This window comes from Streptomyces sp. DSM 116795, from assembly GCF_055792905.1.
In genome coordinates, this window is sequence record NZ_CM147707.1 from 4,138,182 (window position 1) to 4,153,307 (window position 15,126).

General features: G+C 71.3%; 16 protein-coding genes. 9 read left to right on the top strand and 7 right to left on the bottom strand.

Translation table 11 applies throughout. The features are described 5' to 3' along the window. Positions 1–261: 261 nt before the first annotated feature. The 4 genes from txtE to ACSMXX_RS17950 all read right to left on the bottom strand — a co-directional run bounded on the left by txtE (position 262) and on the right by ACSMXX_RS17950 (position 4,087). Positions 262–1,491, bottom strand: a complete 1,230-nt coding sequence (gene txtE / locus ACSMXX_RS17935) for a 4-nitrotryptophan synthase (protein ID WP_473179704.1) — start codon at positions 1,489–1,491, stop codon at positions 262–264. A 210-nt stretch (positions 1,492–1,701) separates the two neighbouring features. Next, positions 1,702–2,451 carry a lysophospholipid acyltransferase family protein gene (locus tag ACSMXX_RS17940; RefSeq protein WP_473179705.1) on the bottom strand — a complete coding sequence of 250 codons (750 nt, stop codon included), beginning with the start codon at positions 2,449–2,451 and terminating at the stop codon, positions 1,702–1,704. An 80-nt stretch (positions 2,452–2,531) separates the two neighbouring features. Then, the gene (locus ACSMXX_RS17945) at positions 2,532–3,284 is read right to left on the bottom strand and encodes a GNAT family N-acetyltransferase (RefSeq protein WP_473179706.1); all 753 of its coding nucleotides are present in this window, start codon (positions 3,282–3,284) and stop codon (positions 2,532–2,534) included. Between the two features lie 266 nt (positions 3,285–3,550). Beyond that, on the bottom strand, positions 3,551–4,087 hold the full coding sequence (locus ACSMXX_RS17950; protein WP_473179707.1) for a DUF488 domain-containing protein: 537 nt from the start codon (positions 4,085–4,087) through the stop codon (positions 3,551–3,553). A 286-nt stretch (positions 4,088–4,373) separates the two neighbouring features. Here ACSMXX_RS17950 and ACSMXX_RS17955 point away from each other — a divergent pair, with 286 nt between their 5' ends. The 6 genes from ACSMXX_RS17955 (at position 4,374) to ACSMXX_RS17980 (ending at position 9,083) form a co-directional block, all read left to right on the top strand. Next, complete coding sequence (locus tag ACSMXX_RS17955; protein ID WP_473179708.1) at positions 4,374–5,162, top strand: uracil-DNA glycosylase; 789 nt, start codon at positions 4,374–4,376, stop codon at positions 5,160–5,162. Positions 5,163–5,332: 170 nt separating this feature from the next. Next, entirely contained in the window at positions 5,333–6,190 is an 858-nt protein-coding gene (locus ACSMXX_RS17960; protein ID WP_473179709.1) for a lysozyme, read from the top strand. A 160-nt stretch (positions 6,191–6,350) separates the two neighbouring features. Then, positions 6,351–6,707 (top strand): cupin domain-containing protein, encoded by a 357-nt coding sequence (locus tag ACSMXX_RS17965; protein ID WP_473179710.1) that lies wholly within the window; start codon positions 6,351–6,353, stop codon positions 6,705–6,707. A 203-nt stretch (positions 6,708–6,910) separates the two neighbouring features. Further along, positions 6,911–7,597 carry a pentapeptide repeat-containing protein gene (locus tag ACSMXX_RS17970; RefSeq protein WP_473179711.1) on the top strand — a complete coding sequence of 229 codons (687 nt, stop codon included), beginning with the start codon at positions 6,911–6,913 and terminating at the stop codon, positions 7,595–7,597. Between the two features lie 188 nt (positions 7,598–7,785). Beyond that, on the top strand, positions 7,786–8,079 hold the full coding sequence (locus ACSMXX_RS17975; protein ID WP_473179712.1) for a VOC family protein: 294 nt from the start codon (positions 7,786–7,788) through the stop codon (positions 8,077–8,079). Beyond that, complete coding sequence (locus ACSMXX_RS17980) at positions 8,076–9,083, top strand: NAD(P)/FAD-dependent oxidoreductase (RefSeq protein WP_473179713.1); 1,008 nt, start codon at positions 8,076–8,078, stop codon at positions 9,081–9,083. Before ACSMXX_RS17975 ends, ACSMXX_RS17980 begins: the two co-directional genes overlap by 4 nt. A gap of 140 nt (positions 9,084–9,223) precedes the next feature. Here the strand turns inward: ACSMXX_RS17980 and ACSMXX_RS17985 are convergent, their stop codons facing one another. Then, positions 9,224–9,721 (bottom strand): hypothetical protein, encoded by a 498-nt coding sequence (locus tag ACSMXX_RS17985; protein WP_473179714.1) that lies wholly within the window; start codon positions 9,719–9,721, stop codon positions 9,224–9,226. Between the two features lie 184 nt (positions 9,722–9,905). Then, positions 9,906–10,481, bottom strand: coding sequence for a TerD family protein (locus ACSMXX_RS17990; protein WP_473179715.1), 576 nt, complete (start codon positions 10,479–10,481; stop codon positions 9,906–9,908). 169 nt (positions 10,482–10,650) lie between these two features. On the opposite strand from ACSMXX_RS17990, the gene arfB reads away from it, so the two are divergent. Beyond that, entirely contained in the window at positions 10,651–11,109 is a 459-nt protein-coding gene (gene arfB, locus ACSMXX_RS17995) for an alternative ribosome rescue aminoacyl-tRNA hydrolase ArfB (protein ID WP_473179716.1), read from the top strand. A gap of 114 nt (positions 11,110–11,223) precedes the next feature. On the opposite strand, the gene ACSMXX_RS18000 is transcribed toward arfB, so the two are convergent. Continuing rightward, positions 11,224–11,757 carry a flavin reductase family protein gene (locus tag ACSMXX_RS18000; protein ID WP_473184837.1) on the bottom strand — a complete coding sequence of 178 codons (534 nt, stop codon included), beginning with the start codon at positions 11,755–11,757 and terminating at the stop codon, positions 11,224–11,226. Between the two features lie 564 nt (positions 11,758–12,321). Between ACSMXX_RS18000 and cdgB the strand changes: the two genes are divergently transcribed. After that, positions 12,322–13,968, top strand: a complete 1,647-nt coding sequence (gene cdgB / locus ACSMXX_RS18005) for a diguanylate cyclase CdgB (RefSeq protein WP_473179717.1) — start codon at positions 12,322–12,324, stop codon at positions 13,966–13,968. A gap of 183 nt (positions 13,969–14,151) precedes the next feature. Further along, positions 14,152–15,105: a carbohydrate-binding protein gene (locus ACSMXX_RS18010; protein WP_473179718.1), complete on the top strand. Its 954-nt coding sequence runs from the start codon at positions 14,152–14,154 to the stop codon at positions 15,103–15,105. Positions 15,106–15,126: the final 21 nt, after the last annotated feature.

The following is a 15,126-nucleotide window of genomic DNA, read 5'->3' on the forward strand; positions in this document are numbered from 1 at the left end:
GAGGCGGGCAGATACTCCACCGACCAGCCGACGACGTCCTTCTTCTCCAGGCACGCGTTGGTCGCCTGCTCGGTCTGCTTGGCGCAGCTGCCCCAGCCGATGAGACGTCGCCCTCCCTTGCCTCCCTGCTCGCGCGGCGGCAGGTGAGGTGGGAGGGCTTGAGCCGGCCGCGGCCCGCGCCCGGCCCGTGTCGTACGGGCGGGGAGGTCACGGCCACGGGGCGGACGGCGCCGCTTCGCGCCAACTTGCAGGGACGTTTCGTCAGTTGAGGCTCAGCGGCAGCGCCTTCAGGGACCGGAACTCCAGGTTGGAGTTCCATTCGGGCTCGCCCGCCAGGCGTATCCGCGGAAAGCGTGCGAACAGCGCGGCGAAGAACCATTTGATTTCCAGGGCGGCGATCTGCCTGCCGAGGCAGGAGTGCACACCGAGCCCGAACGAGAGATGCTTGCCGCTGTTCTGCCGGTCGAGATCGAATGCGTCAGGACGCTCGAACATGCTTGGATCGCGGTTCGCGGCGCCGAGGAAAAGGGCCAGGTTCTGTCCTTCCTCGATCTTCACGCCGTTGATCTCGACCGGCGTCGACGCGACCCGCCATGTGAACTGATTCGACGCGTTGTAGCGGACGACCTCGTCGGCCACGTTGTCCGCGCACGCGCGGTCGGCCAGGAAGCGTTCGATCTGAGCCGGATTCTCCGCGAACGAAAGCATTCCGCTGCTGGCGGAACCGGGAGTGGTAGGGGCGAAGAGCGCGATGAAAAGCAGGACGAGTTGGTGCACGGTCTGCTGCATCGTCGCTTCGGCGCCGTCCGCCTGTCCGGCCGCGAGACGTGCGATCACCGTCCCCGGCACGACTGCGCCACGTCTTCCCTCGAGGAGTTCCTGCGAGTACGTGTGCAGATCCGTAAGGTGCTCAAGCAGGAGATCGAGCTCCACCGGCTGAGCTTGCGGGCCTGACCAGTACGTCATGAGGGTGTCCACCCGAGGTGTCACGAACTCCAGGTCCTCTTCCGGAACCCCGAATGCGCGGACCGCGGCATTCACCGGGAGTTTCGCGGCGAGCGCGGAAACGGCGTCGATCTCCGGCGTTCCGCCGGGAATCGAGTCGACCAGTTCGTACGCCACGCGCTCGATGACCCGGCTGTAGTGCTCATGTGCGGCGCCGGTGAATCCCGGCCGGGTGGACCTTCTCAGCGCATCGTGGAGAGGAGGGTCCGTGTACATCATGACGTTCTTCGTGAACCGGTGGTAAATGCTGTCCGGCGGCAGCGGCCGGTCCGGGAACTTCACATGAAGGATCTCCTCCATTCGCTCGGCCTTGAGCCGGGAATCCTTCAGGGCGGCCGCGCAGTCCCAATACCGCATCACCGCCCAGGCGTTCAGGCCCTCGCACCAGTGAACCGGCTCATGCTCCGCCAGACGGCCGTAGACGGGATACGGATCGGGAACGATGCCCGGATCTGATAACGGCGATGCTGTGTGTGCTGCAAGCACGGTGGCTCCTTCGGACGTGCATTTCCAACGTCGGTCCGCCCACGGGGGACCGGGATGAGACTTGCACGATAACCAGGCCCCGACCGGCAGTTGGCCGCCTTCGTCAAAGTGATCCACATCTGCCGGTACGGTGCACCTGCATCCCTCCAGCCCGTCGCCCGGCCTGAACTCGCCGCGGTGGCGGGCGGGTTCACTCCGGAAGCGGATGCCTCACTGCGAACAGAGGACCCCCGGCTCGTGAGCCAGGAACCCGGTGCGCCCCCTGCACGACGCGGTCACCGCCCCGTGCGCGGCCGCGGCGAGCGAGCGGCGGTCGTGCCCGTACGGCCACAGCGGCGCGCACACCCGGACCCGCGTGGTGAGCGCGTCCGTTGCGGCGACCCGCCGCAGCGAGGACGCGAAGGTGTCACCCCCGACGTAGGCGGCGGCCGTGCTGGAAGTCCCCTCCCTCGTGAAGTCGACCGCGACTGGCCGCACCGGCGCTCCCGCGTCCAGCGCCGCCTGGAAGGTGGCCCGGCGGAACGGGCCACCCGGCGCCGTGCACCACGTGGTGGCCTGGGGGAACACCGCCACGGTCTCCCCGTCCCGCAGGCGGGCCGCCAAGTCCCGTACGACACAGGGAAGTTCGCGGAACGCCTCCCTGTCGATGAACCAGGTGCCCGTACGGCGGGCCAGCTCGCCGACCACCGGCCACGCCGCCACCTCCAGCTTGGCGATCAGCGGTACCGGTTCGACCGCCAGCAGTGCCACGACGTCGAGCCACGAGGTGTGGTTGGCGACGACGAGCGTTCCGGGGGCCGTGCCCGGCACCCGCAGTGGACCCTCGGCGTCCAGGCCGACGCCGAGCGCGTCGAGTACGGCGCGGGCGTGCCGCTGGAGCGCGTGCGGCTCGGCGATCCGCTCTCCGGCGGCCACGGCACGGGATACCGCGGCGGCGAGCGCCGCGTACCGGCGGAGCACGGTGCCCCCCGGCGAGCGGGCCGCCGCGCCGCGCGGCACGGACGGCGGCGGCGTGCAAGGCGAGGCGGCGGCCCAGGCGTTCACCGGGTCTCGCCCAGGAAGTAGCGCCGGTAGCGGTCGTTCATCCGCTCCATGTCGAGCAGTACGAAGAAGTCCGCGTCACCGAAGTCCCTGTCGTGCGCGGGTGCACCGCACATCCAGGCGCCGACCCGCAGATAGCCGCGCAGCAGCGGCGGCAGGGCGGCGTAACTCGCGTTCGCCGCAAGGGTGCCGTTCGGCAGCCACGGCTCGTGCGGGTGCACACGCAGCTCGGGCGGAGCGGCGTGCCTGGTCGTGCCGAGCAGCCAGGCGTCGGCCGCGGACTGGCCGCCGTCGGCAAGCGGTACGGACGCGCAGCCCGCCAGGTAGCGGTGCCCGGACAGCAGCAGATAGCGGGCGAGTCCGCCCCACATGGCGCTGATGACCGCGCCGGAACGGTGATCGGGATGCACGCAGGCGCGTCCCGCCTCGACCATCGAGGACCGCACCTGTACGGGCAGCCCGCGCAGGTCGAACTCGCCGTCCGAGTACAGGCGCCGGCTCCGCCCGGGGGGCAACAGCCGGTATGTGCCGACGATTTCGCCCGTCGCCCCATCGGTGACGACGAGGTGGTCCGTGATGTCGTCGAAGGCGTCCACGTCGTGCCCGGGCACCGGAGTACGCAGCCGGGCGCCCTTCTCTTCGCGGAAGACGCGGTAGCGCAGCCGCTGGGCGGCCCGTATCTCCTCGTGCGTGGAGGCGATGGAGGTGACGTACGAGCCTGGGGCGGCCGATACGCTGGAAGCAGTGGGCATGGGTGATCTCCCTGTGTGGAAATGCGGCACCCGCGCGGACCGTTGCCAGCGATCTCCGCGAGGGTCTGCCTCCAGCCAAGCGGCTGCTCATGTTCCACATGGGGCCGCCGAGTTACCGCTCGGCGGCCCTTCCGCGTCGGACGGGTGGCGTCCGCCCTGCTCCAGGCATGCGGGCCCAGGGCCTCCGTGCTCCCGTGCCTCCACGCCTCTGGGGCGTTTCCCGTACGCCACCCGCCGAGTCGGCCGGCCAGCCGGCGGCGGGGGACTCACAACCTGTCGTAGACGAGCAGTCCGTCGTCGCGCAGCCGCGCGCCGGGCGCGGGCGGGTGCGGGGTGAGCCGGCCGTCGTGCGCCAGGTGAAGTACGGGTGTGTCCCGCGCCAGCACGGCGAAGTCGGCGATGATCCGCCGGTGGCAGCGCCACCACAGGGACTCCGCGCACATCACGGCCGTGCGTTCCACCTTCGCCGTCTGCAGCAGCAGTTCGTCCACGGCGCAGAGGAATCCGGGATCACGGGTCCAGCCCGCGTATCCGCGGAACTGCTCGTGCTCCCAGAAGACATCGGGCGAGTCGGGCGCCGCCTTGCGGAAGCCGCCGAGCCGCTTCTCCCACCGGTACTCCAGCCCGGCTCGGGGCATCCACTCGGCCAGTTGCTCGCGGCGGGCGTCGGGGTTGCGCCGGCTGCCCGGTGCCGTACGCACGTCGACGACGGCGGCGACGCCCGCGCCGACGAGGAGGGCGGCGAGCTGGTCCCGGGTGGCGGTGCCGTGGCCGAAGGTCACCAGCGGGGTGGCCGTGGTCACCGGAGTCCGGCGATCGGCGGCGGCACGGCGGCGCGACGTCCGGGGTGTTCCCGTGGGTGAGCGTCCGACGAGAGCATTCGCATGGGACCGAGTCTGCCAGCGCCACCTGGATCCACGCCGACCCCCGCCCGAAGGAGAGCCGAAGGGCAGGCGAAGGCCGTCCGAAGCGGGCGCGAAGACGAGCGGGCGCGAAGACGAGCGGGCGCGAAGACGAGCGGGCGCGAAGATGAGCTCGCGCCGAGTCGAGCGGAGAAGCGCCGAGACGAGCAGAGGAGACAGACCCCGGATGTCACCGTCCACGCAGCCCGAGGACGACCCCGGCTTCCCCGCGGCCACGGCCCCGCGCACAGCCACCCCTGCCGCGCTCGACGAAGCCGTCTCCACGTGCCGTGCCTGCCCGCGGCTGGTCGCCTGGCGCGAGGAAGCGGCCCGTACGAAACGGAAGGCCTTCCTCGACTGGGAGTACTGGGCCCGGCCGGTCCCGGGGTTCGGCCCCGCGGACGCCGCGCTCGCGATCGTCGGACTGGCACCGGCCGCCCACGGCGGCAACCGAACCGGGCGGGTGTTCACCGGTGACCCCTCCGGCGACGCGCTCTTCGCCGCGCTGCACGATGTCGGCCTCGCCTCCCAGCCCGGTGCGACGCACCGCGGCGACGGCCTGGAGCTCTACGGCGTACGGATCACCATGCCCGTGCACTGCGCGCCTCCCGGCAACCGGCCCACCACCGCCGAGCGCGACACCTGCCGTCCCTGGCTCGCCCGCGAACTGGAGCTGCTCCGGCCCACGCTGCGCACGGTCGTGGTGCTCGGCGGGTTCGCATGGCAGGCGCTGATGCCGGTCCTCGCCGACGCGGGCTGGCGACTGCCGCGTCCGCGTCCGGCGTTCGGGCACGGCACCGAGGCCCTTCTGACGGACGTACGGGGGCAGGACCACGGGGAGCTGCGGCTGGTCGGCGGCTACCACCCGAGCCAACGGAACATGTTCACGCGCACGCTGACCCCCGCCATGCTGCGCGACGTCCTGCACCGCGGCGCGGAGACCGCGGGGCTGCCGCGGTCTCCTGACCGTACGTGAGCAGGGCCGGCCGGGCTGCCGGGCTGACGGGCTGACGGGCGGTCAGTGGGCCCGCGGCCTCCGGCGCCTCCGAGGGCCCCACTACGGCGAGGCGTCCAATTAATACGTTTTTCTCCCGTTACATTCGAAGCTTCTGCTTGCGCGACTCATCGACATCTACGGAGGCACGCATGCCCCTGCCCAGGTCCGGCCCGTCGCGCCGTGCTGTCCCCGGCACGGTGAGGACCCCCGCCGTACTCCTCACCGCCCTCGCTCTGCTGTTCGTACTCCCCGGAATCGCCGAGGCGGAGGGCGACGACGAGCGGCCGGCTCACCCGGAGAAGGACTGGATGGGCTCCACCCTCCAGGCTCACGAAGGACGTACGCCGACGGCGACGTCGTCGTCCTCGCGGACCCTGACCGCGTCCGTCGAGGGCGTCGACGTCTCCAGCCACAACGGCAACGTGCCGTGGTCCACGCTCAAGAAGGCCGGCTCGCGGTTCGCGTACGTCAAGGCGACGGAGGGCACGACCTACCGCAACCCCCACTTCGCCCAGCAGTACAACGGCTCGTACAAGAGCGGCATGATCCGGGGCGCCTACCACTTCGCCCTTCCCTCGAACTCCAGTGGCGCCGCGCAGGCCAACTACTTCGCCTCGCACGGCGGCGGCTGGTCGCGGGACGGGAAGACGCTGCCGGGCGCGCTCGACGTGGAGTACAACCCGTACGGCTCGGCCTGCTACGGCAAGTCCCACAAGGGGATGGTCGACTGGATCAGCGACTTCGTGCGCACATACAAGGTGCGGACCGGGCGCGACGCGGTCATCTACACCTCCGCCACCTGGTGGAAGACCTGCACCGGCAACTCGACAAAGTTCAGCAAGACGAACCCGCTGTGGATCCCGAGCTGGGGCAAGTCGGTCGGCACCCTGCCGGGGGGCTGGCCGTTCCACACGTTCTGGCAGTACACGTCGACGGGGAAGACGGTCGGCGACCACAACCGCTTCAACGGCTCGTACGCACGGCTCAAGGTGCTCGCCAACGGGTGAGTGTCCGCTCACCCGCCGGCGGCCCCCAGGGAACGGAATCCCGGGGGCCGCCGTTTTAGCGGCTTCGGCGGGCCTCTCAATTCTTTCCCCAGTGTGTTCGCCGCTTCCGCTTCCCTCGTCGCACCATGGAATGAGCGGGGGATGATTGGAGGGAAACCTCATGATCGAAGTCAAGACGGTCGACAAGGCGGACGAACGGCGCGACTTCCCGCGCGGGCACATCGAAGCCCTTCACCTCACCGGACTGGATTTCGCGGTTGCCACATTCGAACCCGGCTGGCGCTGGACGGAGTCGCTGCGTCCGATAGCGGGGACGGAATCCTGCCAGGTCCACCACAACGGATTCATGGTCCAGGGCCGAATGCGGGTCAAGATGGACGACGGCACCGAGACCGAGGTCGGGCCCGGCGACGTGTTCGTATGCCCGCCCGGCCATGACGCATGGGTCGTCGGCGACGAGGCGGTCGTCATGTACGACTTCGCCGGCCAGATGGCCTCCGAGTACGCGAAGGGCTAGCAGCCACGGCCCGACGGGGGCCCGAACGGCGACCGCCGCCGGACGAACCGCCGGGCACCGCCGGACGGACCGTCCGGACAACCACCGACCAGCACAGGACGGGGCCGCGGGCGACGCGGAAGCCGGGACACCGGGTCGCCCGCGACCGCCGCCCAAGGGGTGGTGCGGGGGCAGTTGTCGGTGTCCCGGTGCACGATGTCGTGATGACGAGGACGAGGACGACGACGGGCAAGGCGCTGCGCGCACTCAAGGCCCCGCGCAGGCCGGAGGTGGACCTCCCGGAGCTGCGGGCGCAGGAGTCCGGGCCGGTCCCGGACGGGGACTACGACGGGGTGGGGTTCGAGGGCGCCGATCTGGGCGGCACCGACGCCTCGGGAGCACGCTTCCTGGAGTGCCGCATCCGCAACTGCTCGCTGGACGAGGCGCGTTGGGAACGTACGCGGCTGCTCGACAGCGTGCTCGAGGGCGTGACGGGGGCCGGCACGGATCTGGCAGGCGTCGAGCTGCGGGACCTGGAACTGCGGGACGCCCGGCTGGGCGGCGTGCAGGTGCACGGCGCGCGGCTGTCCAGGGTGCTGGTGCACGGAGGGAAGATCGATTTTCTCAATCTCCGTCAGAGCCGGCTGCTGGACGTCACCTTCGAGAACTGCGTGCTCGTGGAGCCCGACTTCGGCGGGGCCACGCTCGAACGGGTCGCGTTTCCCGGCTGCGTGCTGCGCGGCGTCGACTTCTCCTCGGCCGAGCTCACCGACGTGGATCTGCGGGACGCAGCGGAGCTGGACATCGCGGCGGGCATCGGGCAGTTGGGGGGTGCGACGATCAGCTCGGCCCAACTGATGGATCTGGCACCGGCGTTCGCCGCCGAGCTCGGGGTACGGGTGGGCGGCTGACCCGCATCCGGGCTCCCGCGGACGCCGAGGCCTGGGGCGCGTCTCTCAAAGCGCGTAGCCAGGTGATGACGGCGCCCAAGGCAACGCCGCCGCGGCCCCGCACCCCGAGGCGGAGCGGTATGCCGCGTGGCCGCCCAAGCCGGTTTCTCGCTTGTCGCCGGGGTCCACCCTCCGGCACAGTCTTGCGGGTGAGCGTGCGACGCATCATGACGGACCTGCCCAGCGGGGCGCCGGCGGAGAGCCTCAAGTTCTGTCGGTGCGTGCTCGGTTGGGAGCCGGTGATCGATCTCGGCCGGATCGTGAGCCTGGCCGATCCCGCCTGGCCCGGGGTCGAGTTCAGCCTGATGAGCCATGGCGAGTCCGCTTCCGTGCTGCCGTCTGTGTCCGTCGGAGTCGACGACGTGACGCTCGCGTGCGCCGCTTCTTCGCCCGCGACCCCCGACGGGGACGGGAACGTCGTCAACGTGCTGAGCATGCGGTGAGCAGCGACCTGGTGGTCGTCGGCGCCGGCATCGTCGGAGCCTCGGTGGCCTATCACGCCGCCCGGGCCGGTGCCGTCGTGACCCTCGTCGACGCCGGGCGGCCGGGCGCCGGTGTGACGGCGGACTCGTTCGCCTGGGTCGGAACGTCCGGCGTACGCACCGGTCCGGCAGCCGTGCTGCGGGCGACCGCGACGGAGGAGTACCGCCGGCTCGAGGCCGAGCTGCCGGGGCTCCCGGTGACCTGGTCCGGCTCTCTGTCCTGGGGTGCGGCGGACGGCGCGCCGGAGGCGGGGCCCGGGCAGGAGATCGTGGACGCGGCCACCGCGGCGACGCTCGAGCCCGCCCTGCGGCAGCCCCCGAAGTGGGCCGTCTGGGCACCCGGTGACGGCGCCGTCGACCCGGTGGGCGTGACCGAACGGCTGGTCGCGGGTGCCCGCGCCCACGGCGCCCGGGTCCGTCCGGACACCCCGGTCACCGCGGTCCGCCGGGATGCCGCGGGTCGGGTCGTCGGGGTCGAGACGGCCGCAGGAGTGCTCTCCGGTGCGACTGTGGTGCTCGCGGCAGGGGTGGCCACGGCCGCGCTGGGCGCGCCGCTCGGCATACGCGTCCCGGTCGACCCGTCGCCGGCGACGCTCTTCCGGTTCCGCGCTCCGGCCGGTCTGGTCCGCACCGTGGTCAACAACCGGGACTTCGATCTCCGGCAGGTCGCCGCGGACCGGCTGCTCGCCGCCGCAGACTCGCCGGAACGGACTCTCGCCGCCGTCCGGTCCACCTTCCGCGGCGCCGCGGACGTCGAACTGCTCAGCGCCCGGGTCGGCCGTCGCCCCATGCCGGCCGACGGTGAGCCGATCGTCGGCCCGGTCGTCGAGGTGCCCGGCCTCTACGTGGCGGTGCTGCACTCCGCCGTCACGCTTGCCCCGACCGTGGGCCGCCTGGTCGCGCGGGAGTTGGTCGACGGCGCCGTGGAGCCGGTGCTGGCGGGCTGCCGGCTCGACCGCTTCTAGGGCGCGACTGTCAAAGCGCGTAGCCAGGTGATGACGGCGCCGAGCAGGCCTTGTCGCCCAGTGGACGGCCCCCGTCTGCCATGGCCCGGACTCTGCGGAACGGCGCAGGTCCGGGAGACACGCCCTTGGGTCGCGGGCCCTCAGACGCGGGGAAAGCGGGCCCGCAGCGTCCACACCGCCGGGTTGTCTGCCAGCCCTTCGTGCATGTCGGTCAGATCCGCGAGGAGATCGTGGAGGAAGTCGCGGGCCTCACGGCGCAGCACCGCGTGCCGGCAGGTCAGCGGCGGCTCGCCCCGCCCGGACCAGTCGGCGGTGATGTCCACCCAGCCGAACCGCCGCTCGAAGCGCATCCGTTCGGTGCTCTCGGTGAAGTCCACCTCCGCGTGCTGCGGGCCCGCGGCGCGGCTGCCGTGCCGGTCGGCGTCGATCATCTCCACGGTGTCGCACAGCGCCCACGCGAAGTCGAGAACGGGCAACCATCCCCAGGCTGTGGACAGTTCGCGATCCGTCTCCGTGTCGGCGAGATAGACGTCCCCGCTGAACAAGTCGTGACGCAGGGCCCGTACGTCCGCGGTGCGGTAGTCCGTCTGCGGGGGGTCGGGGAAGCGCCGGGAGAGGGAGTAGCCGATGTCGAGCACGGGGCGATCGTGTCACGGCGCGTACCCGGCGCCCTCGGCCTGTTCGCTGCCCCGGCCCCGGCCATGGCGCCGCCGGCCCTCGCGGCGGCACACCCGCGGACACGACGAAGGCGGTGCTCCTCCCGCGTGGGCGAGCACCGCCCTCGTTCCGCACGCGTGAACGCGCGCCGGTCACGGAGACACGTCAGACGTTGACCCCGAAGTCCTGCGCGATGCCCACCAGGCCGGAGGCGTAGCCCTGGCCGACGGCGCGGAACTTCCACTCCGCGCCGCTGCGGTACAGCTCACCGAAGACCATGGCGGTCTCGGTGGCGGCGTCCTCGCTCAGGTCGTAGCGGGCGATCTCGGCCTCGTCGGCCTGGTTGACGATGCGGATGAAGGCGTTACGCACCTGGCCGAAGTTCTGGCTGCGGCTCTCGGCGTCGTAGATCGAGACCGGGAAGACGATCTTGTCGACGTCGCCGGGCAGCCCGGCGAGGTTGATCTTGATCTGCTCGTCGTCGCCCTCGCCCTCACCGGTGATGTTGTCACCGGTGTGCAGGATGCTCTGGTCCGGTGTCGCCTTGTTGTTGAAGAAGACGAAGTGCTGGTCGGAGTAGACCTTCCCGGTCGGGTTGACCGCGATGGCGCTCGCGTCCAGGTCGAAGTCGGTGCCCGTGGTGGTGCGGACGTCCCAGCCGAGGCCGACCGTGACGGCGGTCAGGCCCGGTGCCTCCTTGGTGAGCGAGACGTTGCCGCCTTTGGACAGGCTTACAGCCATGGGGATGCCTTCCGTTGGTGAGATCCCGTGTGGAATCGGTCGGTAGCGGATCGATGGAATTCGCTCGGTGGAGCTCGTTCCTACCCCTGCACAACGCAACCCGTCCATGGCCGGGTTCCAGGTGCCCGGTGGAAAAAGGCCGTGACCCGGATGTGGCCGGGGAGCGACCATGGAAGACATGTCTCCGTCCCCTTCTGCGTCCCCTTATGTCATCCGCGGTTCGGTTTCCCTGCCGGAAGCCGAACTGGTGTGGCGTTTCACGCGCTCTTCGGGGCCGGGCGGGCAGCACGTCAACACCAGCGACACCCAGGTCGAGCTGCGCTTCGACCTGGGGGCCACCGACGCACTGCCCGAGGTGTGGAAGGAGCGTGCCCTGGAGCGGCTCGCGGGCACGGGCAGGCTCGTCGGCCCCGGCGTCGTGGTCGTACGGGCGAGTGAGCACCGCTCCCAGTGGCGCAACCGCGAGGCCGCCGCCACCCGCATGGCCGCGCTGCTCGCGGAGGCGACGGCGCCGCCGCCGCGCCCGCGCCGCAAGAAGAAGGTGCCGCGCGGCGTGAACGAGCGGCGGCTCCGTCACAAGAAACAGCGCGGCGACCTCAAGCGTGGGCGCTCGGGACGCGACTGGTGAGCGCGGCGGGCCGTCGGGGCCCGGCTGCCCGGAGACCCCGGGCGGCGCCCTCCGTCCCGATGCGGACCGGGCCAGGCCGGGCCAAGAAGGCCGACCGGCCAGGAAGCCGACCGGTCAGGAAGCGCCCTTCGCCAGCGAGTGGTACCGCCCCCGGTAGTACGTGAGCGGCCCGCTGTCCGGAGCGTGCGGAAGCCCCGCGGCCAGCACCTGCCCGATGACGAGGGTGTGATCGCCCGCCCGTACGCGCTGCTCGGTCCGGCACTCGACCGTCGCCAGGGCCCCCTCCACCAGCGGCGCACCGGAGGCCTCCCCCCGGATGTGCGGGAGGTCGCGGAAGAGGAGCCGGTCGCTGAGGCGCCCCTTCATGGCGAAGCGGCCCGCCGTCTGGCGCTGGTGCTCCGTGAGCAGGGAGGCGGCCCAGAAGGGCTGCCGTTCCAGCAGTTCGTCCATGCGCGACCCGTCGCGGACGCTGACCATGGTCAGCGGCGGTTCGAGGGAGACGGACATGAAGGCGGTGGCGGTCATGCCGACGTCCGCGCCCTCCGGGCCGTCATCGGGGTCGTACGCCGTCACCAGCACCACACCGGCCGCGAGTCTCGCCATGGCCGCCCGGAACTCGTCCTCGCTCACCCCATCAGCATGGGGCATCGGGTGGTCCGGCGCCGGGCTCGTCTGCTGCTGCACTGCGTGTGACACGTCAAAAACGCTAACCGCTGGTACGCGCCTCCCGCATCGGGCCCCAGGACCAGGACCTGGGACCCATGATCGGGATTGCGCCTTTCTGCCGGACCCGTGACCGGATTGTGGTTCTTGTGTGCAGACGAAGAGGGTGCGAGGTGACGGAGCTGTGACCAGGGCGGCAGGCTGCCGGCACGTCAAAGTCCGCTGCGGGGGCGGGTGTTGGGGCGCGCGCCCGCCGCAAATCGGGGGCGTGAAATGGGGCGCATTCGAGGCTCTACGCTCCGGTAAGGCCGTACTGTCTCATGACCGGTCATTCGGTCGAGAGCGTCGGCCGAGGCGGGGCGCGTGTGCCAAGCTCACACGGAGAGGAGTCAACGGGCTGCACTCTGTTGTGACTTGAGTCACAGCGGGCAATAATTGTTGACCCTGTGTACCTGGCGCACAGCTCGCTGTGATTCAGTGGCCGTGGCAGTCGGACAATGACGTCCCGCGAACACCTGGAGTTGACGGACGAGGCTCAGGGGGAGGGCGATGGAAACCGAGTCGGAGCCCTACGTCCGCCTTGCCAGCCTGCGCCAGCTGCACCTCGTCGTGGCGCAGCTGAGCACCGCCCGCAGCCTCGCCGACACCCTGCAGACCGTCGCCGACGGCGTGGTCGAGGGCCTCGGCTTTGAGATCGCTGCCGTCAATCTCGTACGTCCCGAGGGCGACCTCGTCGTCGCAGCCGTCGCCGGCAGTCAGGGCGCCGAGGCGATGATGGCGGGCCGGGCCGGATCGCGCGCCTCGTGGGACCGCCGGCTGTCGATGGGGGAGGCGTGGGGCAACCTGCGGTTCATCCCCTACACGGAGGGCTGGGTCCTCGACGACGACGACGTCCCCCAGTGGCACACCGCGGGGCCCGCGCCGCAGGCGCCCGACGACTGGCACCCCATGGACCGGCTCTTCGCGCCGCTGTACGCCTCCGACAGCGAACTGCTGGGCGTGCTCACCGTCGACAAGCCGCGCAACGGGCGGCGTCCCGGCGCCTGGGGGCGCGAAGCCCTCCAGTTGTATTCGTCGCAGGCCGCGATCGCCCTCAGCAACGCCCGGCTGCGCTCCAACATGCAGCGCGCGCTCGTACGTCTGGAACGGGAGCAGTCGGCGCTGCGCGCGAGCGAGGAGAGCTTCCGGCAGGCCTTCGAGTACGCGCCGAGCGGGATGGCCGTCGCGGAGATGGGCGGCGACCAGCACGGCCGGCTGATACGCATCAACGACGCGCTGTGCAGGCTGCTTGGCCGGCCCGCCTCCGCCATGCGGCGCTACTCCTTCTCCGACATCGTCCATCCCGAGGACATCGGGACCTTGCTTCGTACGTCCGCGGAGGGCGGTCAGGCCGAGCTGCGCCTGGCCCGGCGCGACGGCTCGTACGTATGGGTCTCGCTGCGCAACTCCGTGGTCGCCGACACCGCCGACGGGCCGCGCTTCCTGTTGACCCACGTCGAGGACATCGAGGACCGCAAGCGGCACGAGCTGCAGCTGGCCCACCGCGCGAGCCACGACTCCCTCACCGGCCTGCCCAACAGCGCCGAGCTGCGCGCCCGTCTCAACGGGCGGCTCTGTGCCCGCGCGGCGCCCACGATCTCCGGTGTGCTGCACGCGGAGCCGGGCGGGCCGGGGGACGGCAACGGGTTCGGCCCGGGATTCCAGTTCGAGGACGCGGGCTCCGGAGTCCTCGCGTCCACGGGCATGTACGACCCGCACCACACGCACGCGGTGCCGCCGACCGGCACGATGCAGGGTGAGAAAGGTCTCGCCGTCCTCTTCTGCGACCTCGACGGCTTCAAGTCGATCAACGACCGCTTCGGGCACAACTGCGGCGACGCCGTCCTCGTCGAGGTCGCCCGCAGACTCTCCGCCGGCGTGCGGGACAACGACACCGTGGCCCGCATGGGCGGCGACGAGTTCGTGGTGCTCACGGACGGGGTCGGCCCCGCGGAGGCGCAGGACCTGGCGGTCCGCCTGCGGAACGCGATCATCCCGCCCATCCGCGTCGACGGCCGCGCGGTGCGCGTGGGAGCCAGCTTCGGGATCGGCTGGGCGGGCTGCGGAATGACCGCCGAGGAAGTCCTGCAGTCGGCCGACCAGCGGATGTACGTGGAGAAGCGGTCCCGCTCGAAGGGCCAGCGCCGGGCCGGTTAGCCGGACACTTCCCCAGGGCGTCGGGCGGTGCGGTCGCGGCCCGGACGGGCCCCGCACGGCCGGCCGTGGAGCCCGGTGAGTTCTCCCCTGCCGTCCATTGCGCGATCATTCAGCGTTGGCGTGGCCCTCACCCGGGAGAGGTAGGCTCGGCCGGATACGTGACGCAGTTGGGAGTGACAGGGGATGACCGCCGAGAACGACGGCACCGGAGCGACGCCGGAAGGCGACGACCCGTTCGCCTACCTCTACCGCCAGGAGGGCGGTGAGGGCTCTCCGGCACCTCAGAGCGGCGGCCCCAGGCGCTCGTACAACCAGGTCCGTGCGGTCGGCGAGCGCCAGTACGGCGGATACGGCAGCCAGTACGGCCCCGGCACACAGCAGACCGCCGCCTTCGGGCAGCAGCCCAACGCGCACTATGCGGCGCCGGAGACGATGCCCGGCGGCGCTCCGCAGCACCACGGCGGCAACGGCGGCGGCTACGGCCGCGGCCCGGGGCACGGTGGTTCCGGCGGCGGGCGGAGCCGCAACGGCCTGCTGGTCGGCGCGCTGGCCGTCGTCGCCGCCGTCGTCATCGGCATAGGCGCGGCGATCTACTTCAACTCCTCCGGCCAGAGCCAGGCCGACAACAGCGGTGCCGCCTCCGCGGGAGCGGGCGGCAAGGGCGGGCAGCAGAAGCCCGGTGCTGAGAAGCCGCGCAAGGGCAAGCCCATCGGCAATAAGAAGGACGCCGCCACCTTCCAGCTCGCGGGCGGGGCGGCGGCGGAAAGCGACGTCCCGGGCGCCGCCAGCAGCGACGGCTCGTACGTCGGCTCCATGAACACCACGGGTGCCTCCGCGACCTGGACGGCCGGCAATGTGCCGAAGGCCGGTCTCTACACCCTCTACGTGCGCTACGGCGTACCGGGCAAGGACGCGAATTCGACGCTGTCCGTCAACGGGAAGCCGGGTACGCAGCCGCTGAACATGTCCAACTTCGGCGGAGCCGAGGAGGGCGACTGGGAGAAGGGCTGGACCCGGACCTACGCCTACGTCGATCTGAAGCAGGGCTCCAACACGTTCAAGATCTCCTGCGAGGACGGCAACGACTGCGAGTTCAACCTCGACCAGGTCTGGCTCAAGGCGGGCAAGCTCGACTGACGCCGTACGCCGCGGAACCAG